Genomic DNA, 17,562 nt, shown 5'->3' on the forward strand with positions numbered 1-17,562 from the left:
CCTCGGTGTTGTCCACAGCCGGGCTTCGCCTAACGGCTTGTGGTCAACACCGCACACTGCGAGAAGCTGTGCACATTGCGCTTTGGTTCGATTAATATTGTCAGCAAAACATTAAATAATCCCCGTCAAGAAATTTATGAAAACAAAATCTGTTGAACCTAATATTGCTGATCTAGCTAACGGTTGGTTGAAATCTTATGGACTTGACTACAAGCTGGAACAAGAAAGTCTTAACTCCGAGATAGATAAGGCCTTAGATGAATACTTGTCAAAAAGCGGCGGAAAAGGAGGTAACCGGCCCGACGCAAAACTGCTTTTACAAGACAAGGAATTAAACTACTGGCCTATCCTTATCGAATACAAGGGTTATAAAGACAAACTAGTGAAGCTTGATGCTGCCGGAAACGTTGACAACACAAAAAGCAAAGGAGAACCTAATTACCAAAATATTAAATCTTACGCTGTCAACGGGGCCGTTCATTATGCGAATGCGCTGCTTCATCACACAAGCTATACGGATGTTATTGCCATCGGCATGACCGGATTCCGTGATGAACTCGGACAGTTACAGCATCAAATTTCGGTTTATTACGTTTCAAAGAAAAATTTAGGTGTCGGACAAAAAGTCGGTGAATATACTGACTTATCATTTTTACCCCCCCCCCGACTTCAATAATTTTATTGAAAAAATTAGACAGTTAAGTTTAAGCCCCGAGCAAATCGAGCGACTAAGGGAACTAAAAGAACAAGAAATTCAGGCCAGCTTGACCAAGTTAAACAATGATATTTACCAAAATGAAAAAGGGTTGAGTGAAGATGACCGAGTTTATCTTGTTGCCTCATCTATCATTGCAACTCTGGGAGTTCCAGGCAAGGTCAAACCTCTTGAAAAAGATGATTTGAAGTGTTCTCAGGAACCTGAAAACACTGACGGGGAGATTATTCTTAGAAAGATTCGATCATTTCTGAAAGAGAAATCTTTACCAAGCAGTAAAAGAGACCTCATCATCAGAACCCTTCAGAACACGCTTACTAGCGACAACCTGAACAAAGTGACTGCCGGAGAAACTCAGCTTAAAAGAGTATTTAATAAGATTGTTGACGATCTGGGCCGTTATTACAAAATCGGTTTGACAACTGACTTTACCGGCAAATTATTCAATGAAATGTACAGCTGGCTTGGTTTCTCACAGGACAAGCTTAATGACGTTGTTCTTACTCCTTCTTATGTTGCGAAACTTTTGGCAAAATTAGCCAGGGTTGACAGAAATTCCTATGTTTGGGATTTTGCTACCGGCTCTGCCGGACTTCTTGTAGCAGCGATGAATGAGATGCTGATTGATGCCAAAAACAACATCAAATCACCTAAAGAACTGGCGCTAAAAGAGGCACAAATCAAAGCTGAACAGCTCCTTGGTTTGGAAGTTCTTCCGAGTGTCTACATGCTTGCCATTTTGAACATGATTCTTATGGGAGACGGCAGCTCCAACATCATCAATAAAGATTCATTAAATGATTTTGATGGCAAATACGGTTTTGGAAGAACTCAAGAAGACTTTCCGGCAACTGCTTTTATTCTTAATCCTCCGTACTCTGCTGATGGAAACGGAATGATTTTTGTTGAGAAAGCTCTTGGAATGATGACAAAAGGTTACGCTGCAATCATTATTCAGGGTTCGGCAGGGTCCGGGAAAGCGGCTGATTACAATCGCAGAATTTTAGAAAAACATACACTGCTGGCGAGCATTAAGATGCCCGATGACCTTTTTATAGGCAAATCCAGCGTCCAGACTTACGTCTATGTTTTCCGCGTCAATGAAGCGCATCATCCTGATGATAAGGTTAAGTTTATTGATTTTTCAAATGACGGGTACACTCGAACAAGCCGTAAAAAGGCAAGTGTAAATCTTAGGGATACCAATCATGCTAAAGAAAGATATGAAGAAGTCGTACAGCTTGTTCGCTTTGGAGAAAGCAAGTTAAAGCTTCTGACAAAGAAAGAATACTACGAGGGAACCATCGACCCTACCAACGGAGCTGACTGGAACCAAACCGCCCCGATCGACACAAAACCTACTCTCGAAGATTTCAAAAAGACCGTCGCGGATTATTTAGCTTGGGAGGTTTCTACCCTACTCAAGCATCAGGCCAGAGAGGATGATTCCTTGAGAAAACTCACCCCTCTTAACATGAAACTGGAACATGTTAAATGGAGCGAGTTTAAATTAGGAGATTTGTTTGATATACAAAAAACCACAAGTTTCGATTCAGACGAGCTAACCGATGGAGATGCGTATGATTATGTAACCCGTACTTCCAATAACCAAGGGATATTAAGAAAGACAGGGTTTGTTAACCAGTCAAATATAAATAAAGCCGGAGGATGGAGTTTAGGGCTGCTTCAAATGGATTTTTTTTATCGTGAAAGACCATGGTATGCCGGGCAATTTGTCAGACATATCGTTCCAAAAATTGAACTGACAAGGTCATCCATTCTCTTTTTTACTACTGTACTAAATAAACTGAAACCTAAATTGTTATCTGTTTTGGTGCGCCATGTTAATGAAGTCTTTATCAATAGCAAAGTAACACTTCCAATAACAGCCAATGGGAAAATTGATTTTGAGTTTATTGACACTCTCGTGAAGGAATTGGAGACAGAACGAGTGGCGAAGCTGGAGGCATATTTAACTGTCGCAAATTTGAAGGATTTTGATAAGAAAAGAACAGCCGCAAAACAAACAATCGGAGAATAAAAGAAGCTGCGTTGGCCACAAGTCGTAAGCTAAGGTTCGGCTGGGTCAACGTTAAAAATACGTTTTCTGCCTCACCGGGAGCGTTCATTATCTTGTTTTTTCTTTTCTGGAAACTGATCCATGAGAAGTCCTAATTTTTCGTGCATCTTCAGAAAACCATCTGCTAATTTATCTTTGTCGATTAAAGGATCGTTCTGAGTTGCCACAAGGTAATCAAACTGTTCTATCCCTTTATAGGATAATGTGTCTCGGATCGTTGCTCTGGTTGGATAAGACAGCTTCTCGTAATAGTTATTGCAGATGAACGACAGGTCATATAAATCACGAATTTTGTCACGGCCTTGATAGGCCATTGCCTTCATTCTTGCAAGCGCATCGATTGTGTAAACGTTGATCCCGTTAATTTTCGTCCAGTCCTTCGCCGCTTCGCTAATATCGAGGTCTCTATTTCTGTAGGAAACTTCAATTTTTAACGGGTGCAGAGGATTCCCGTAATCCATAAGACACCGTTTCACTGTCGGCGTATCTTTTGCGATTCTAAATTTAATGTTGTGCTGTGTGGAGAAACGCCTGACAATCTCTTTGATGTCCTGCTTTCTGCCGTCTAAATCGATGTCTTCGGAAAAACGATTCAAGCCATAGCAAATCGATAAAGCAGTCCCTCCCTTTAAAACAAATTGATCTGTTTGCTTGTTAAGAAGCAAAAGAAAACTATGAATAAACCTTCCGTGAAGTAACTGCCATTTATCGGTTTCATTATTCATTTTCATGCTCCTTTAAAAACCTCAGCCACGAAACACCATATTCTTTGCCTATGAAATCTTTAATTTTTTCCCATATATGAGATTTTTTCAGCAACAGTAATTTAGAAAAAACTTCTTCAGTGTATATATCGTTGCAAATGAAGTCTTTGTTCATGCCCTGGGCATAACCAAAGTTGCCTTCTGAGACAAGATCGAGTAATGCTCTAATGTGGTTTGCTACCTTGTGCGTACCCGGATGATCCGGCACGAGGCTGTTGTCCTCAATGCCGTAATCTCCGAAAACCGAATCTTCCGACTCTCTAATCGTTAAGTTTTTCCACTGGATTCCCGGTTGGTGCCAGTCTCCGCAAGTCTCTAAACTACACCTTAAATTCAATGCGTGAATGCCAGTGATGTATTTCATGATTTTTCTCGCTCGTCGATCTTGGATCGATAATAATGTTCCTTCAGAAGGGTTTCAATAAATTTCATGTGATTGAGAACCTTTCTGTTTACTCCGTTGACTGAGCTCACGGCGGTTTCGATTACTTCGGAAGTGATTGAACCGCCTTTGTTCTGAGCGTTCAGAACTCTGGCAACTTGGTTCAGATTTGTTCCGACTTTGTTAATCGCCAAAGTGCTGTCAACTATCTGCTTTTTTGTCTTCTCATCAATCTGCGGTTTGCTCAGCAAAAATTCTCTGATGGCTGCTATGACAACGGTTTGAACGTTCTGGCCTCGCTGCAAAGAGACTCTCTTCAAAGCCTCTGCTTCGCTTTCAGTTGTGCAGATTTTGATCGGACGCGTCTTCTCCTCGATTTCATCCAAAACTGTCAGCTTCGGACTCCAATCCTCCTTAAGCGGTCCCTCTAAAACGAATTTGACATAGGCACTCAGTGACATTCCCTTTGAAAAGGCTAACTCCTTCAGTCGGAGTTTTTCCTTTTGGGACACCCAACAGGAAACAGATTCTTTTCGTTCTCTCATGCGTACTCTTCGGTTTTAAAAGGGCGGCTAATTGCCGCCCAAATCATTAAGCTTCAATGATTCTGTTGATTTGAACATCTTCCGCAGGAATTTCTTCTTCAACACCGTCGTCCCATTTCACGAAGACTCCAAAAGAAGATTTCCTCTTATATAAAAGTTCACATTCGCGCCCCTCAACCAAGCAAAGGATAAGGGGTTTTTTGAAAAGCAAGTTCGGTTCATTTGCTTCCAAAAAATCATCTGTGGCCTTTTCCACATCGTTTGAAAATTCTTCTGACCCGAAATTCTCAAGCGGTTCAGTCTCTGTGGTCTTTTCTTCATCGTTAAAAGCCTCGTCGTCAGAACCAACTTCAGAACTATCATCAGCGTTGTTATCATCCTGAGGATCCGCTTCAACCTTGCTCTCTGTCTCAGAGTCATCTTCAAAATCAATGTCGGTATCGGACCCGGTTTCTGTTTTCGTGGTCTCTTCGGTCTCCAGAGAAGACTCTTCTATGGCTCCTTGTTCTTCTTGCCTTTGCTCCTGTATTTCTTCGACAGGAGACTCTTCCTCAGCCGGCTTGCGGCTTGGATCAAAGCTGTTTGCGTCCGATTGAGTGATGGTTTCCTTTGATTCAATGAACTGCTGAGTTTCCTCGGGATGTGTCAGAAAATTCTTAAATAGGAGATATGCCGTCTGGATGCTGTTAATTTTTTTAGAACTTACAGCTTCTCTAATACAGGGAGGCATTTCTGCCCAAGCAGCCAACTTTGAAATCTGTTCTTTTCTTATCCCTAAGTTTTTAGCAATATATGTTTGGGACTCGCCTAATTCGATTCTGCCGCACACAAATTCAGCTAATTCATTGACGTTCAGGTCCGCTCGTTTAAGGTTTTCTGCTACCTGCAAATAGCCAAGTTCTTTTTCGTCGGTATTGTTCTTAACGATTGCTTTGATCGTGTTTGAGCCGTTGAGCGAAACTGCTCTTAACCGCCGTTCCCCGGCAATGACGACGTATTGGTCAGCGGTGATTTTTCTGAGCACGATCGGCTGAATCAAACCGTGCTCTTTGATGCTTTCTGCAAGCTCTGACAGCTGCTCAGGATCGAACTCCTTTCTCGGCTGGTTTGGGTCAGGAATGATTTTTTTGAGTTCAATTTCCTGAATCGTCAGTTCTGAGTTCACTACTCGGTGAGTGAAATTTGAACTGTTTCGTTTTAACGCTTCTAAATTCATTCATTTTCTCCCTTTATCTCAAACAATTTTTTAGTTTCCGGGTTCTGTCCAATTCGTAACGGTTTATGAATCGGAAGGCCTAGTTTGTGAACAAGTGAAATCCATACTCTTGCCAGTTCCGCCGCTTCTTTTCTCGGTTTCCCGCCTTCGGAGAAAAAAACAGGTCGGTGAAACTGCTGCGCGGCTGTGAACTCGCTGCGCTCTGGAATGAAGCAGAAATCCTTCTCTTCCTTCGTTCTTGGGTCGAATTTCTTTAGGAGAAGATTCCCCGTGCTCTTCATAATTTGTTCAAAATTTTCTTTCTGGATGCCCTGCATTTTGACCATGGAGAGAAGCAAACCGACAAGCTCCAGTTCAGTGTTGATCTCCTGAGAAATAATGGAGGCTCGTGTCATGGTTTTGTCAACACCACTGATGCTTTCTGCTTTTGCCTGGAATGGGATTAAATAATTAGTTGACACCGAAAGGGCCGCCAGCTGACGCACATCAGCGCTCGGCGGGCAGTCGATAATGCACAGATCAAAGTTGTCTGCAACGGTTTCAAGCGCGTTGTTAAGGTTCATCGCAACTCGTGCTTCTTCATTGAGACTTTCCAACTCCAACAGAGTGTCATCGCCTGGAACCACTAGGAATTCAGAATCAGTTGAAATTGATTCACCGTCACGCAAAATTTGACCGCTGGAGGCGGGGTTCAGTGAGCATAGGCCCGATTGAGACAGGATTTCTCCGGTGTTGTTCTGTTGATCCAGATCGACCACGAGAACACGATTTCCCAGTTTGTATCGACAAAAATACCCAAGCTGCGTTGTGACAAACGTTTTACCGACACCGCCTTTTTCATTGATTACAGATAAGATTTTCATTTTTGCTCCTTGAACATTGAACAGTTATTTGATTTTTTTAAACGCAACGATTTCTTTTGCATAAAAGGTCCAGATATGAGTGCTGTGCCAAGTAACAGCTCTTTGTCTGCCGTCAGACAGCAGAACTTCGAATGTTTCTTCAGTTTCCGGTTTGAATCGAGGAAAAGCGTTCCAATCGTCAGAAGCTGGTTCCGTTTGGCTTTCAAGCCATTGCTCACTAGGGGGAGGAGAAAACTCTCGAAACGCCTGAATCATGAACTCGGGAATTTGAATCCAATTTTTTTGACTCGTCAGTTTTCCTGTCACAAAGCGACCGTTTTTCAACCTAAGCAGCCAGTAGTCACATTCCAGAGGTTTTCCGTCTATGAATGGTTCTGTGTTCAGACGAGGTGGAATAACGTCCGGCCAATCGTTCCAAACTCCGGGCTCGTACTGGCGTGTCTCCCGAAGGTGTTCTCTGCCTGCGACAATTGCTAATTGTTTGTTGGTCACACTCTGTTCGGCAGAGATCGCAAAAACAATGTCGTTCGCATTGCGACTCTCATAAGCGGCTCTCAGAATGGAGTCCAGGTCTGCGTGATTCTTTAGAGCGCTTTGGATGATCTCTAAAAGCTGCGGATGAAATTTTGATTCGAGATCAACTTCAATCATTCGTTTTCTCCTGTGGATGTTGTTTCAAGAGGCTCCCACGCAACCACATTGCGCGAGGCATATTCGGAAAATCCTTTATGGGTTAGGCAGTCAATAGTGAAGCAGACATCATCAAAAAATGTCCAATTCCAGTAACCTTTGGTTGTTTTGAAACCGACGTCACTGTCGGATTTAACGGCGACTGAAACAAGTTCATAAGGCTGCGGCAAAGAACTGAGATCATTTTCAGATACCCTTGCCCAATCGATTTTTACCCAATGGTGAGCGAGGTTTAAACGAGACATATCGCCTCCTGAAATCGGATAGAATCGCAGAGCAGAATAATCGGCACCTGCCTATCTTCAAGTGATTTCCTTGCTTGCTTAAAACAGATTGGATCGTTGCCGGTAAAGGATTCTCGCCGGGGATTTCTTTTTAAGAATGAAAGGCGGTACGGGTGTTTATTTTGGCCCCGTAAAACGGCAACGGTCCAACTGCTGATAACAGTCGAGCCGAAGGTAGAATTTCCCGCAATCTCTTTATTGGAATTGCTTCTTTCTGAAGCATAGGCCCCGCCAGAAATGAGAACTTCTAAATTTCTGGAGGGAAGAAAAACACGGGACTCAAACCACACTGGCCGGTGTGGAAAGAGTCCCTGATTAATAAGGAGATTTGTCGTGCGAGCACGTGAAACTACACGACTACTTCTGCTCCTTATCGTGTTGAGGGAATTATCCGTCAATGCTGACTTTGTTGTCAACTTTGAAGGCTCAATTTCCTTTGCGATCATTGGAGCAGCGGCGCTATTGCTTTTGATTAAGCAATAGCGTTGTGCGATGCCGGGACGGTTGTTTTGTTCCGGCATTTTTCTTTGCAAAAGACGGGTAGAATTCCCCGCAATCTCTTTATTGGAATTGCTTCTTTCTGAAGCATAGGCCCCGCCAGAAATGAGAACTTCTAAATTTCTGGAGGGAAGAAAAACACGGGACTCAACCCGCACTTGCCGGTGCGGGAAGAGTCCCTGATTAATAAGGAGATTTGTCGTGCCAACACTCAAAACAACACGACTACTTCTGCTCCTTATCGTGTTGAGGGAATTATCCGTCAATGCTGACTTTGTTGTCAACTTTGAAGGCTCAATTTCCTTTGCGATCATTGGAGCAGCGGCGCTTTTGCTTTTGATTAAGCAATAGCGTTGTGCGATGCCGGGACGGTTGTTTTGTTCCGGTATTTTTTTAAGATTTTTTGAGTTCACAGGGATTTCCTCCGAAAACTCGGCCAATTGAACACAACAATCTGAGAAGATTCACAGACACGATCAAACGACCGTTCTTCCAGATATTCCTCGATTGAATCTGCACCTGTGAGGTTCAGGTTTGAGACAAAAATCGTCGGACGCAATGACTCGTATCGGTTGTTGATCACCTCAAAAAGTAAATCCCGATCCCTGGAGGAAGCACTTCGGTAAGCTCCGATTTCGTCAAGAACGAGCAGATCGACTGCGGTGAATTGTCTAATCATTTCTTCCTGGGTCGTTCCTGTTCCCGCCCAAGTTGATTTGATTTTGCACAACAGTTTGTCCACAGAGGTGAAAAATCCGGAATGCCCGGCTCGAATGACTTGAGAAAGAGTGGCACACGCCAAATGAGTTTTTCCTGTCCCGCATGTGCCGATCAACAGAAGTCCACGCCCATCTGCCAGAGAATTGGTGAAATTATCTGCAAAGCTTTGACAGGATTCGAGCGCGAGTTTCTGATTGCCCGAAGCGGTTACGTAATTCTCAAAACTCCTCTCAGCAAAACGAAGTGGAATTTGACTCTCGCCGAAAATTTTCCGGATGCGGCTTTCTTCTCGGCAAACAGGACATTCAGCCGATAAAACGATGCCCCCGCCGATTAGACCTTCGTTGCGAAGCATTGATGCAAACCATCCATGCCTTTCACAGCACTTCGCTATGTAGCGGCTTTCATCAATTTTTTCTCTTGGGGTGAAGTTGTTCATGACTACCTCGATTCTCATTTTTTGTAATTCGGATCGATCTTCCAGGTTCCATCAGGCAGTTGGATCAAGCCCTTCGTGTAATCACGCTGCGGCCCTTGTTTGGGTGCGGCTCGAAGCGTTCCGTCCGGAAGTTTGACCACGCCGGCGTAATAATCGCGCTCGGCGAATTTCTTTGGTGCTGTGGGTTTGCTTCGGTTTCTCAGTGCGGCAGATTCTCTCTGGAGAGATTTCACAACAAAGGCGATTGCTGAGCTGAGCGGTTTGTTTTCCTTGTCCTTGGCTGCCTGACAGCGAGAGAAAACAGCCTGAAAAGTTTCTAAATCAAAGTTTTTAAAGTCCCGAACGAGATCGTCAATCGCCTGCTGATTCTCCGCTTTTCGTCTCATCCAGCCTTTCAGATTTTTTTCGTCCAGACCGAAATACTTCAAAATCGATAGAAATTCATCTACCGAACATTCCCGATTTTCTTGCGCGAAAAGTTGTTCAACTTGTTTATCCGATACGGATTCCGATACCGATTTATTTTTTATATTTTTTTTATTAATAAAATTATCCGAATCAGAATCGGATTCCGACGCGCGCGTGTGCGTACGAGGGTGAGGGCAGGGGACATCACCTTCATCGGCGGTTTCGGCTAAGTCCTCAGAATGCCCGTGATTAAAGGCGTTGGGCGTTTCTTCTTCATCAGTTGCAAACGCTTTGTTGGTAGTTTGTTGCGTGTTTGTAGCCGTTTTGTTAGACCTTTGTTGTTCGTTTGTTGGCAGTTTGTTGATAGTTTGTTGTCTATTTGTTGAAAGTTTGTTAAAGCTTTGTTGTTCGCTTGTTGGCGATTTGTTGATGTTTTGTTGCCCGTCTGTTGATGTTTTGTTGAAAGGTTGTTGCTCAGCACGCATTTTTTTTGCCTCCGCGCTGGCTAATCCGGCTTTCCGTCGAGCAAGACGTTTTAAAACTTCCTGTTCGATCGCGGCTTCAAATTTTTCTTCAGCTTCTTGTTGAGCAAGGAGCATATTTTCTATTCGCTGATCAGCATACAGGCCGTTTTCAAGAATGAAGAATTTAGAGAGAACTTTCTCTAAGGTTCTCTTTTGCTCATTTGTATACTGCGGATAAAGGCCCTCTATATCGTCAACGCTTAATGCTGAGCCCTTCAGAGAGTATCCAAGCCTTAGTTTGAAAAGGCAAATTAACTGAGCATCTGGTAGGCGCATGTAATCTTGCGTGAACTCCTCGGGTGTGATGCTGTAAGCCTTCAAAGAGAAGGACAATCCAGACCTAAACATAATTAAATTCCAGTTGGCATAGTTATAGTATCTTTGCTATTAATAATAGTGGAATTTTGCTACTATTTCAATAAATTGTTATAATTAGTCAAAATAAGGAGTAGAAATATGAATCGAGTTTTAGCCCTATCTGTGTTTTTATTACTATCCAATGTGCAGGCCGCTTCGCTGCATACGATTGAAATATCAAATCTCAATTCATCAGAACTAATTAATCTCGCTAATTCACTAAAGGTGGAAAAAGATCAGTGTGAGGTTCAGGATTTAGAAGCTATCGCTGACAGGGCTAGATTTTTAAACGAAAAAAAATCTCTTACGTTAGATAATAGATTTTTAATTATGAATAAAGTTACAAAACAGCGTGTTGGATGTAGGAAGCAAAAACTTTTATTTAGACGTTAGGTTGGACGTGGCCAAGGTGGAGGTGTCTTTTTATAAAGGCTTACATTCCCAAAGCATCTTTACTTTCCCCAAAAAATCAATTTGCTCTTTATTGTCCACGACCTCTTCTAAGAGGTCGCTTTTAATAATAAGCCGCCCATCAATTAATTCAGAAATATTTCTGAATTTTGGTTTTCCATTTGTCTGTATAAGGTAGACTCCATCTCCGGCGAAAGAATTAATCGCCCTGTCAACAATGGCTATCGAGTTCCGAGGCATTGTCTTATACATTGCATTATCAGAAGTTAAGTACCCGACGAGCTCAGCTTTTTCAGACTGCTTCATCGCATTTACTAAAAAGTTTGTCAATTGAATTTCTCCTTTTAATCTAGTATTCAATTGCGATTCAAACTCAGTAGTGACGATCTCGTACAAGGGTATCGACTCGGTATTATTCTCGTTTAATGGAGTTATGACTGGAGACTGGATATTCTCTAAATCGGGACGCAAAGGCTGTATTTCTTTGTGAAACTTGTCCATCCATCCAGACGGTAATCGTAAGCGAGCCTCTATATCTCTTGCTAAAGCTGTCCCCATCGTGCGGGATTTTCCAGTTGAAGGAACTATTGCTTTGTTTTTTATTTGACTTAGCGTTCCGTCTTTACGTTTTCTTCCAAGCGCGACATTAAGGTTTGCAATTGTTTTGTATTGCTCGATAAGAAACAAAAGATTTTGTAATCTGTTTTCCCTGATTTCTTCTTTCATGGCTTGCTCCAGCAGGAACTCTAATTATTAGCAGAAGAAAAAAATCAAAAGTCTATTTGCGATTCTTTACTATAGTAGCAACAGATTTTTTATAGTATAATTGCTACAATAGCAGTATTAGTTATCAGCTTGAATTTAGCGAGTACTTATGAAGTTGCAAGAATACTTTTTAACAGAAGGCGCGAAAACACCATATGCGTTATCGAAGTACTTAAAAATTTTGCCTTCAAATGTTTACGGGTGGCTGCGGCACAATCGTAACATTCCGGTTGCTCATTGCGCCAAGATTGAAAGATTCACGGATGGAAAAGTTACCTGCGAAGAACTCAATCCTGGCTACGATTGGGATGCGCTGTGGAACGCACTCTCTAACCGTGAGGAGCGCAGAAAAAATGCCTAATGTATATGCGCAGCTCAGAGCAGAACAGGTTGCAGATCGCTTGGGGATTTCTCTCTCCACGTTCAACCGTTTAATCAAAACTGAAACAAGCTTTCCCAAACCAATCAAGTATTCATCTCGGTGGGTGGCTTGGTTTGAGCTTGAGGTCAATGATTGGATTTTGCGTAAAGCAGCGGAACAAAGGGGAGTCGAGCCGGAAGTTCTGCTGAGTCATTTGCGTGAAATCGCTCCGCAGTCTGAACAACAATCGGAACAATTCAATCAGATAGGGGCAGCTTAAAAAAATAAAAACTCACTCCCCCGATAAAAAATGACGAACTTCTTTGAAATATTGGCGAACTTTTTTGAAAGTCATTTGGCGCTGATAATTGCGAGTTTATGGATTTTCAACATTGGATTCCTGGTCTACGCCGCTTTCTATAAAGTTAAATGGGATGATGACAAACGGGTTATTGCAGCTTTTCTCTTGGCTCTTCTGAATTTTTATGTAACCGGAATGTATATAGGTATTGCAGAAAGACAACCAACCTCTGAGTCATCTGTCAGACCATTTTCTTCATTTGCTCAACCGCTTCATAAACAGGAACTACGTACAAGACATACGGTGACTTCCTCAAGGATGTATAGATGGAAATCCTTATCACTCCTTCAGTTTCAATGTTCCTTTTTAAAGGCGGCAGGAGGATGCTATGACTAATTTCCTTAGCGTCATCCAGAATAAAAGGGATATTCCTGTAAAGAATCCTTTCTCGCTTCGAATCGGACTCGAACAATCCGAAAGGTTCAGTTCTCACGGAATACAGAACAAAAGGAGCAGATGCTCTAACGATTCTAAGGCTCAGACAGCAAAACTCTCTTGTGATTACAAATGTGGGTTCTATAACTGGCTGATAGCAGTCGTGGGATGTACGGTATTGCAATATTGCCACGAACGAGTAAGTGACTGTGGCTATTACCATTACCGCATTAAAAAAAGCAATTGCCTTATCTTGACTGAGGGCGATGAGGCCAAAAAAAATTGGCCCATAAACAATGAGAGTAGCAACTCCAAACCAAATCAAAAACAAATAATCCGCACGATTAGCTCTTTCCGGTCTGTACAACAGTGTTTTCTTTATCAACTTTTCCTCCGCGTATTGGGTTGGGATTTTTTATTGGATTTTCAAATTCTACCCAGTACTGCGGAGGCCTCAGCCAGGGGAAGACGAGAGAATGACATTAGTAGGATTAGCGTCAATTACGATAGCCGTCTCTCTATCCGTTCTACTAAAGAAGAATATAGCTTGGATCGTCTCGCTGTTTCAGGGAACGATACCGTGCCTAGTGTACTTTACGATAAAAGATTATGTCCCTCTAATAATAGAGGCGACATTGCTATTCGCTTTATTTGCTTATTCCTATGGTTTTCTGCGACCATTTTTTTCACGCAGATTTCGAGAATGGACAGACATAGAATTTATTCTATATTTTCTGCTAATGCTCCTTCTTTGCGCCCTTGTATTCATTCTCTTCGAAGTGTTCGAATCCGGTTTAGAACTCTTTTGCTCGGTCTGACTTTTTTCATTCCTCATTTCAGCAACAGTCATCGCCGAAAACAAAGCGCAAAACATAGACATTGCAGTGCACAAGAAATCAGTCATTTTGGGTTCTTTATACCAACAAACAATCAGCGCGATAAGGCTGGCAGACGACCAGAACATAAATTTATCGACGGAATCAACTTTCATTTTTTACTCCGCGTATTGGGTTGGGATTTTTTTAGGGATAGTCAAATTCTACCCAGTACCGCGGAGGTCTTAGCCAGGAGGATCGGATGATGCCTGAACTGTTTTTCTTCATCATTCTCGGCCTGTGCTGCCTGACTATTGCGCCTCTGTTTTTGTTCCAAAACGATGGAGACCCAGTGTCCTTCACTGCACCGGGACTAATGCTGATCGGCATTATGTTTGTCCTCATTGGCTGCTGCGGATTTGTAGGGCTGGAGAGTTACGGGAGCTGATGTGATGAAAACTTTCAATTATCCGATAGGAGACATGGTTATTCCCTATGTCAACTCTATTATTCCTGACATTTTGTTCTTCTTTGTTTTGTGTTTTTTGTTGCTCTCAGTATTTGAAACTTTCTATTGTTTTTTTCTTTTGCAATCAGAAAATGCGGAAAGGGTCAAGAAAGAATTTTTAAAGTTGCTGGTTGTCACCACATTCCTGCTACAAAGCGTTGGAGCCTACTTTCTCTTTAAAGCAATTCTTTCGCCAGCGCCTTCGTGTGCTTATTTACACAATGACGGCTGCAATCTTAATAGAGCGCTGTTTCTTAAAGCTGCGATAGGTATGGGAGGCTAAAGATGGAATGTCTTTATTACTTGCTCGGAGCTTTTGCGCCACTAGCCATAGCTTTCTTCTTATGGTCGATAGGAAGAGACTATCTAATCGAATCATTTTTAAAAGCATGGGCTCTTATCTGCTTTATTGCTCTTGTTGTTTTAGCTCTGAAAGAACCTTGTGAACCTCTGACAACTGAAACTCCTGCAAAGAAAAATAACAGCGAAAGTTCATGCTGGTTTCAGCTTGAACAAAAACATCTATCCGGCCCACTTTTTGGGTTTCCCACCTATCGGGTAGGTAATCCACTACAAATTGCCAAGCAGGAGAATGAGTTATGAGAGTTTTATTCAGTTCTATCCGCTTGACAATTTCACCGGTGTTTGAAAGGAACCTTCCTGAGGTACTTGTAATGGACAGCACAATGACCTGTTCGTCTTTGGCTGACATGGATAAAAGAACTTTTCGGTGCCATTTTCCGATATTTTTATCAGCCATTGCAGAGACTCTAAACATATTTCTGCGAATTTCATATCCGCCTTTAAAACTATTAAAAAATAGTGTAACCAATGCAGCAATACCACCGACAGAAATAACGGTTGAGAGTTCACTCATTTTTCTCCTCCGAGGGTTGATTAGCAATTTGAGTCTGTCAACTAAATTCTATTCTTCTCCTCGGAGACCACTACCTATCGTGTTTTGAGGACTCAATAATGAAAACAATCCATCAAATCCCAAAACTTAAAACACTTTTGAGTGCAGCTGTTGTCAGTTCTGCGCTGTTTGCATACGGCTTCCATGCGTTGGCTGAAGACCTGACGGATTACTCGTCGATTCCGGGAATGCCAAAAATTGATCTTTTGAGCGGGGATGATCGCTGGGGCTGTGAAGTGCTTTTATGCCTGGCTAATCCGAACGGTCCTCGTGCGGTTTCGGAATGCAGACCTCCGATTGACAAGCTTTTTGACTGCCTCTCCTGGAGACATCCCTGCAAATTTCCGTCCTGCCCTATGGCTGGAGACGGCAATTACGCAAAGCAGCTGAATGACGGATTTGACCCCTGCTCGATCAGCGGAATGGAAGATGCGCCTCGCGGATTCGTCGTTCAGGGAAATTTGAATGATCCGGAACAGTTCTCAACCGGCAGAAAAAATCAAAAGTATTTGAAGGGAAAATCCACCTTCAATTACGGCGGTGAACATTATTTTGAATCTGATAACAGCGGCTATTGGGGCGGCACTAAAGCCTGCGTCAAAGGCTTTCAGGGGACCGCACTTGAGGCTTATAGCTGCCAGCAGGAATCAGGAGACAGCAGCTACTGGACAACGTGCTACAGGACAGTGCGTGTTTATGACGAAGTCGTCTGGCAAAAATTCCAATCAAGAAGGGCTATTGATGTCGTGATCAACGGACAGACTTGGACGCGCGTTCACTGGTAGGGAGAAGCTCAATGAATATATCTTCGGAAACTGTCATTAATTGCCTGATCATCCTTTTGGAATGGCTTTTTCTGATTTATGTCTATTCAATTGTCTTTTCGAGGTTTCGGCAGCTGAGAGGAATTGAGAATCCAAGAAATCCCGTTCTTAGAAAAATTCGAGGGTTGGGGTGCAGAACTGACATTTCTGGAGAAGGTCTGATGAGGATGACTAAGGTTTCGTTATGTTGCAAATCTAAGTCATCGGCCAAGTCTTCCATTGGTAAAACGAATGGTAAAGAGAAAGGACTGCCTGAAGAATTTGCACAAGAAATAATTTCAAATCCTGGTACAGATATGTCCTTAATAAAAATAGAAGAGGAGTCAAGACCAAGATGAAGTATGACTTTAAAAAGGCCATTTTGCTCGGGATAAACAGTGAAAGTTACTCGTTTTCTAATTTCTCGATGGAAATAGAAGTAACAAAAAACAATGAGAGTAAGTGGACCAACTACTACCAAAAGCCAAACGATAAGAGTTTTAGTCATGGAGGCAGATTAGAAATGATTTGTGGAAGATTTCATTCTATCTGCTCTTCATGACAACCTCGAAAGGACTCATCATGGAAAACGGAAACACCTTTCTGGAAACCCTCCTAATTTGCAATACGTTGGGGACTTATTTCTTTGCTCTTGTAGGTTTTGTTATATGTGCGGCGTTATCAGATGCAATTGCTATTGAGAGGAACGGAGACTTCTGGCTGCTGTATTCGTACCATCTAAAAATGCAGAACAAAGAACTCTCAAAAACTAATCTCAGTGAAGGAGAGGAAAAATGAGAATCAATGACAAGGTTATTGACAATGCACAAATTTCAATCGTTTCAGACAAAAAGATTCAAGCCGCAAACGGACTGAAACGCGTAACGCTTTTTGAAGCAAAGGTTGCACGAGGAAAAAAGTTTCTGACGAAACAATCCCACAACCTTTCTGAGCTGCTCGAATGGATTTCAGATTGCAAATCCTTGAGCAATGCAAAACCTCTGCCTAAAACGTCAGCCCTTCCGGGGGGTTGGGCTGAAGAGAGGGTTAACTCTTTTTCTACCTCGAGATCAACAACTTGACCCGCGGGCAGAGGTTCTTTTTTCAAAACAGTTTTCAACCAAGAATTTACAAGGAAGAAAAAATGACAGACAAAAAATACATTCAGAGATTAAAGCTGGTGCTGAAATGCGGCGGTGAGTTTGCTATTGATTTCAACGCTGAAGAAAACGGAAAAATCAATCCGCAGATCGAAAAGTTTGTCCAGCTTTTTTCGGACTTCGATCCTGAAGAGGACCACTCTATTGTGTTCGGCGGAGAACGCATGATCGGAGTACGCATCAGTGAAATCGCCGCGTACGAGGTTTTGAGCCTGACATTCACTCCGAAGAAAGAGAAGGAGTAAAGCGTCGATTCTGTCCGAAGCGGTAGCTGACGAATTTTAAGTGAGCGCTTCCTTGGCCGGCGGCTCTCAGCCGCTTCGGACATCCTCCATGTTAACTAATTATTCGTCAGCGAAAGGCCCCGCAAGAAAGAAGCGGTGATAGTTGATTCTTTCTGAACGTTCATTTCGTCAGCGACAAAGCCGGCCAAGTTTTTGATCAAAAAACGAATATGAACAAAATCTTCAAATCCGTATGGAACAATAGCAGAGGCTGCTTTGTGGCAGTTTCTGAGGCAGTATCTTCGCATTCATCTAATAATGGACAATGCGTGATTCCCGGGCTCGTTCTGTCTCTTGTTCTGTCATCTGCAAATGCCA

The 17,562-nt window shown here is 42.5% G+C and carries 26 protein-coding genes and 1 pseudogene; 14 read left to right on the forward strand and 13 right to left on the reverse strand.

All coding sequences use genetic code 11. The features are described 5' to 3' along the window. Positions 1 to 136 precede the first annotated feature (136 nt). Positions 137 to 676: a VRR-NUC domain-containing protein gene (locus E5987_RS12930; protein WP_202074579.1), complete on the forward strand. Its 540-nt coding sequence runs from the start codon at positions 137 to 139 to the stop codon at positions 674 to 676. Further along, complete coding sequence (locus E5987_RS07240; RefSeq protein ID WP_202074580.1) at positions 630 to 2,756, forward strand: N-6 DNA methylase; 2,127 nt, start codon at positions 630 to 632, stop codon at positions 2,754 to 2,756. Before E5987_RS12930 ends, E5987_RS07240 begins: the two co-directional genes overlap by 47 nt. A 71-nt stretch (positions 2,757 to 2,827) precedes the next feature. Here the strand turns inward: E5987_RS07240 and E5987_RS07245 are convergent, their stop codons facing one another. From E5987_RS07245 to E5987_RS07285, 10 genes are read right to left on the reverse strand one after another with little or no spacing between them, the layout of a single operon-like run. Next, positions 2,828 to 3,520: a nucleotidyl transferase AbiEii/AbiGii toxin family protein gene (locus tag E5987_RS07245; protein ID WP_237178761.1), complete on the reverse strand. Its 693-nt coding sequence runs from the start codon at positions 3,518 to 3,520 to the stop codon at positions 2,828 to 2,830. Further along, entirely contained in the window at positions 3,513 to 3,923 is a 411-nt protein-coding gene (locus E5987_RS07250; protein WP_160335436.1) for a hypothetical protein, read from the reverse strand. The genes E5987_RS07245 and E5987_RS07250 overlap by 8 nt, the downstream gene beginning before the upstream one ends. Beyond that, the gene (locus tag E5987_RS07255) at positions 3,920 to 4,486 is read right to left on the reverse strand and encodes a plasmid mobilization relaxosome protein MobC (RefSeq protein WP_160335437.1); all 567 of its coding nucleotides are present in this window, start codon (positions 4,484 to 4,486) and stop codon (positions 3,920 to 3,922) included. Before E5987_RS07255 ends, E5987_RS07250 begins: the two co-directional genes overlap by 4 nt. Before the next feature lie 46 nt (positions 4,487 to 4,532). Further along, positions 4,533 to 5,702: a ParB/RepB/Spo0J family partition protein gene (locus E5987_RS07260; RefSeq protein ID WP_160335438.1), complete on the reverse strand. Its 1,170-nt coding sequence runs from the start codon at positions 5,700 to 5,702 to the stop codon at positions 4,533 to 4,535. Next, positions 5,699 to 6,565: a ParA family protein gene (locus tag E5987_RS07265; RefSeq protein ID WP_160335439.1), complete on the reverse strand. Its 867-nt coding sequence runs from the start codon at positions 6,563 to 6,565 to the stop codon at positions 5,699 to 5,701. Before E5987_RS07265 ends, E5987_RS07260 begins: the two co-directional genes overlap by 4 nt. 24 nt (positions 6,566 to 6,589) lie before the next feature. Beyond that, positions 6,590 to 7,216: a hypothetical protein gene (locus E5987_RS07270; RefSeq protein ID WP_160335440.1), complete on the reverse strand. Its 627-nt coding sequence runs from the start codon at positions 7,214 to 7,216 to the stop codon at positions 6,590 to 6,592. Beyond that, complete coding sequence (locus E5987_RS07275) at positions 7,213 to 7,500, reverse strand: hypothetical protein (RefSeq protein ID WP_160335441.1); 288 nt, start codon at positions 7,498 to 7,500, stop codon at positions 7,213 to 7,215. The genes E5987_RS07270 and E5987_RS07275 overlap by 4 nt, the downstream gene beginning before the upstream one ends. Next, entirely contained in the window at positions 7,488 to 8,450 is a 963-nt protein-coding gene (locus E5987_RS12935; RefSeq protein WP_202074581.1) for a hypothetical protein, read from the reverse strand. The genes E5987_RS07275 and E5987_RS12935 overlap by 13 nt, the downstream gene beginning before the upstream one ends. Next, the gene (locus E5987_RS07280; protein WP_160335442.1) at positions 8,447 to 9,196 is read right to left on the reverse strand and encodes an ATP-binding protein; all 750 of its coding nucleotides are present in this window, start codon (positions 9,194 to 9,196) and stop codon (positions 8,447 to 8,449) included. The genes E5987_RS12935 and E5987_RS07280 overlap by 4 nt, the downstream gene beginning before the upstream one ends. A 14-nt stretch (positions 9,197 to 9,210) precedes the next feature. Further along, entirely contained in the window at positions 9,211 to 10,476 is a 1,266-nt protein-coding gene (locus tag E5987_RS07285) for a hypothetical protein (protein WP_160335443.1), read from the reverse strand. Positions 10,477 to 10,584: 108 nt separating this feature from the next. Between E5987_RS07285 and E5987_RS07290 the strand changes: the two genes are divergently transcribed. Then, on the forward strand, positions 10,585 to 10,878 hold the full coding sequence (locus E5987_RS07290; RefSeq protein ID WP_160335444.1) for a hypothetical protein: 294 nt from the start codon (positions 10,585 to 10,587) through the stop codon (positions 10,876 to 10,878). Positions 10,879 to 10,908: 30 nt separating this feature from the next. Here E5987_RS07290 and E5987_RS07295 read toward each other — a convergent pair whose 3' ends face one another. Next, positions 10,909 to 11,622, reverse strand: coding sequence for a hypothetical protein (locus E5987_RS07295; protein ID WP_160335445.1), 714 nt, complete (start codon positions 11,620 to 11,622; stop codon positions 10,909 to 10,911). A 148-nt stretch (positions 11,623 to 11,770) separates the two neighbouring features. On the opposite strand from E5987_RS07295, the gene E5987_RS07300 reads away from it, so the two are divergent. Genes E5987_RS07300 through E5987_RS07310 form a run of 3 tightly spaced genes read left to right on the forward strand, consistent with a single transcriptional unit; the run spans position 11,771 to position 12,719 of the window. Beyond that, positions 11,771 to 12,022, forward strand: a complete 252-nt coding sequence (locus E5987_RS07300) for a transcriptional regulator (RefSeq protein WP_160335446.1) — start codon at positions 11,771 to 11,773, stop codon at positions 12,020 to 12,022. Continuing rightward, positions 12,015 to 12,302 carry a helix-turn-helix transcriptional regulator gene (locus E5987_RS07305; RefSeq protein ID WP_160335447.1) on the forward strand — a complete coding sequence of 96 codons (288 nt, stop codon included), beginning with the start codon at positions 12,015 to 12,017 and terminating at the stop codon, positions 12,300 to 12,302. The genes E5987_RS07300 and E5987_RS07305 overlap by 8 nt, the downstream gene beginning before the upstream one ends. Positions 12,303 to 12,332: 30 nt before the next feature. After that, positions 12,333 to 12,719, forward strand: a complete 387-nt coding sequence (locus E5987_RS07310; RefSeq protein WP_160335448.1) for a hypothetical protein — start codon at positions 12,333 to 12,335, stop codon at positions 12,717 to 12,719. 700 nt (positions 12,720 to 13,419) lie between these two features. Here E5987_RS07310 and E5987_RS07315 read toward each other — a convergent pair. Beyond that, a complete protein-coding gene (locus tag E5987_RS07315; RefSeq protein ID WP_160335449.1) occupies positions 13,420 to 13,749 on the reverse strand; it encodes a hypothetical protein in 330 nt (109 codons plus the stop codon). 86 nt (positions 13,750 to 13,835) lie between these two features. Between E5987_RS07315 and E5987_RS07320 the strand changes: the two genes are divergently transcribed. Next, entirely contained in the window at positions 13,836 to 14,021 is a 186-nt protein-coding gene (locus E5987_RS07320; protein ID WP_160335450.1) for a hypothetical protein, read from the forward strand. 4 nt (positions 14,022 to 14,025) lie between these two features. Continuing rightward, the gene (locus E5987_RS07325; RefSeq protein WP_160335451.1) at positions 14,026 to 14,364 is read left to right on the forward strand and encodes a hypothetical protein; all 339 of its coding nucleotides are present in this window, start codon (positions 14,026 to 14,028) and stop codon (positions 14,362 to 14,364) included. A gap of 123 nt (positions 14,365 to 14,487) precedes the next feature. On the opposite strand, the gene E5987_RS07330 is transcribed toward E5987_RS07325, so the two are convergent. Beyond that, a complete protein-coding gene (locus E5987_RS07330) occupies positions 14,488 to 14,958 on the reverse strand; it encodes a hypothetical protein (RefSeq protein WP_160335452.1) in 471 nt (156 codons plus the stop codon). Positions 14,959 to 15,056: 98 nt separating this feature from the next. Here E5987_RS07330 and E5987_RS07335 point away from each other — a divergent pair, with 98 nt between their 5' ends. From E5987_RS07335 to E5987_RS13475, 6 genes and pseudogenes are all read left to right on the forward strand, one after another. Continuing rightward, on the forward strand, positions 15,057 to 15,782 hold the full coding sequence (locus tag E5987_RS07335; protein WP_160335453.1) for a TrbM/KikA/MpfK family conjugal transfer protein: 726 nt from the start codon (positions 15,057 to 15,059) through the stop codon (positions 15,780 to 15,782). A gap of 11 nt (positions 15,783 to 15,793) precedes the next feature. Beyond that, positions 15,794 to 16,159 (forward strand): hypothetical protein, encoded by a 366-nt coding sequence (locus E5987_RS07340; protein WP_160335454.1) that lies wholly within the window; start codon positions 15,794 to 15,796, stop codon positions 16,157 to 16,159. Between the two features lie 223 nt (positions 16,160 to 16,382). Next, positions 16,383 to 16,598, forward strand: coding sequence for a hypothetical protein (locus E5987_RS07345; RefSeq protein ID WP_160335455.1), 216 nt, complete (start codon positions 16,383 to 16,385; stop codon positions 16,596 to 16,598). After that, positions 16,595 to 16,882 (forward strand): hypothetical protein, encoded by a 288-nt coding sequence (locus E5987_RS07350; RefSeq protein ID WP_160335456.1) that lies wholly within the window; start codon positions 16,595 to 16,597, stop codon positions 16,880 to 16,882. Before E5987_RS07345 ends, E5987_RS07350 begins: the two co-directional genes overlap by 4 nt. A 62-nt stretch (positions 16,883 to 16,944) precedes the next feature. After that, positions 16,945 to 17,205: a hypothetical protein gene (locus E5987_RS07355; RefSeq protein ID WP_160335457.1), complete on the forward strand. Its 261-nt coding sequence runs from the start codon at positions 16,945 to 16,947 to the stop codon at positions 17,203 to 17,205. Positions 17,206 to 17,414: 209 nt separating this feature from the next. Continuing rightward, positions 17,415 to 17,540 (forward strand): annotated as a pseudogene (locus tag E5987_RS13475) (ESPR domain-containing protein); the annotation flags it as partial. Between the last annotated feature and the right edge of the window lie 22 nt (positions 17,541 to 17,562).

Source organism: Parasutterella muris, from assembly GCF_009767915.1.
Lineage (GTDB): Bacteria > Pseudomonadota > Gammaproteobacteria > Burkholderiales > Burkholderiaceae_F > Parasutterella > Parasutterella muris.

Coding starts and splice junctions, on each gene's coding strand:
- E5987_RS07325 (WP_160335451.1), top strand. CDS start 14,026: ATGAAAACTTTCAATTATCCGATAGGAGACATGGTTATTCCCTATGTC.
- E5987_RS07345 (WP_160335455.1), top strand. CDS start 16,383: ATGGAAAACGGAAACACCTTTCTGGAAACCCTCCTAATTTGCAATACG.
- E5987_RS07290 (WP_160335444.1), top strand. CDS start 10,585: ATGAATCGAGTTTTAGCCCTATCTGTGTTTTTATTACTATCCAATGTG.
- E5987_RS07250 (WP_160335436.1), bottom strand. CDS start 3,923: ATGAAATACATCACTGGCATTCACGCATTGAATTTAAGGTGTAGTTTA.
- E5987_RS07305 (WP_160335447.1), top strand. CDS start 12,015: ATGCCTAATGTATATGCGCAGCTCAGAGCAGAACAGGTTGCAGATCGC.
- E5987_RS07280 (WP_160335442.1), bottom strand. CDS start 9,196: ATGAACAACTTCACCCCAAGAGAAAAAATTGATGAAAGCCGCTACATA.
- E5987_RS07245 (WP_237178761.1), bottom strand. CDS start 3,520: ATGAATAATGAAACCGATAAATGGCAGTTACTTCACGGAAGGTTTATT.
- E5987_RS07350 (WP_160335456.1), top strand. CDS start 16,595: ATGAGAATCAATGACAAGGTTATTGACAATGCACAAATTTCAATCGTT.
- E5987_RS12930 (WP_202074579.1), top strand. CDS start 137: ATGAAAACAAAATCTGTTGAACCTAATATTGCTGATCTAGCTAACGGT.
- E5987_RS07275 (WP_160335441.1), bottom strand. CDS start 7,500: ATGTCTCGTTTAAACCTCGCTCACCATTGGGTAAAAATCGATTGGGCA.
- E5987_RS07355 (WP_160335457.1), top strand. CDS start 16,945: ATGACAGACAAAAAATACATTCAGAGATTAAAGCTGGTGCTGAAATGC.
- E5987_RS07315 (WP_160335449.1), bottom strand. CDS start 13,749: ATGAAAGTTGATTCCGTCGATAAATTTATGTTCTGGTCGTCTGCCAGC.
- E5987_RS07330 (WP_160335452.1), bottom strand. CDS start 14,958: ATGAGTGAACTCTCAACCGTTATTTCTGTCGGTGGTATTGCTGCATTG.
- E5987_RS07295 (WP_160335445.1), bottom strand. CDS start 11,622: ATGAAAGAAGAAATCAGGGAAAACAGATTACAAAATCTTTTGTTTCTT.
- E5987_RS07310 (WP_160335448.1), top strand. CDS start 12,333: ATGACGAACTTCTTTGAAATATTGGCGAACTTTTTTGAAAGTCATTTG.
- E5987_RS07300 (WP_160335446.1), top strand. CDS start 11,771: ATGAAGTTGCAAGAATACTTTTTAACAGAAGGCGCGAAAACACCATAT.
- E5987_RS07260 (WP_160335438.1), bottom strand. CDS start 5,702: ATGAATTTAGAAGCGTTAAAACGAAACAGTTCAAATTTCACTCACCGA.
- E5987_RS07285 (WP_160335443.1), bottom strand. CDS start 10,476: ATGTTTAGGTCTGGATTGTCCTTCTCTTTGAAGGCTTACAGCATCACA.
- E5987_RS07270 (WP_160335440.1), bottom strand. CDS start 7,216: ATGATTGAAGTTGATCTCGAATCAAAATTTCATCCGCAGCTTTTAGAG.
- E5987_RS07255 (WP_160335437.1), bottom strand. CDS start 4,486: ATGAGAGAACGAAAAGAATCTGTTTCCTGTTGGGTGTCCCAAAAGGAA.
- E5987_RS07335 (WP_160335453.1), top strand. CDS start 15,057: ATGAAAACAATCCATCAAATCCCAAAACTTAAAACACTTTTGAGTGCA.
- E5987_RS07265 (WP_160335439.1), bottom strand. CDS start 6,565: ATGAAAATCTTATCTGTAATCAATGAAAAAGGCGGTGTCGGTAAAACG.
- E5987_RS07320 (WP_160335450.1), top strand. CDS start 13,836: ATGATGCCTGAACTGTTTTTCTTCATCATTCTCGGCCTGTGCTGCCTG.
- E5987_RS07340 (WP_160335454.1), top strand. CDS start 15,794: ATGAATATATCTTCGGAAACTGTCATTAATTGCCTGATCATCCTTTTG.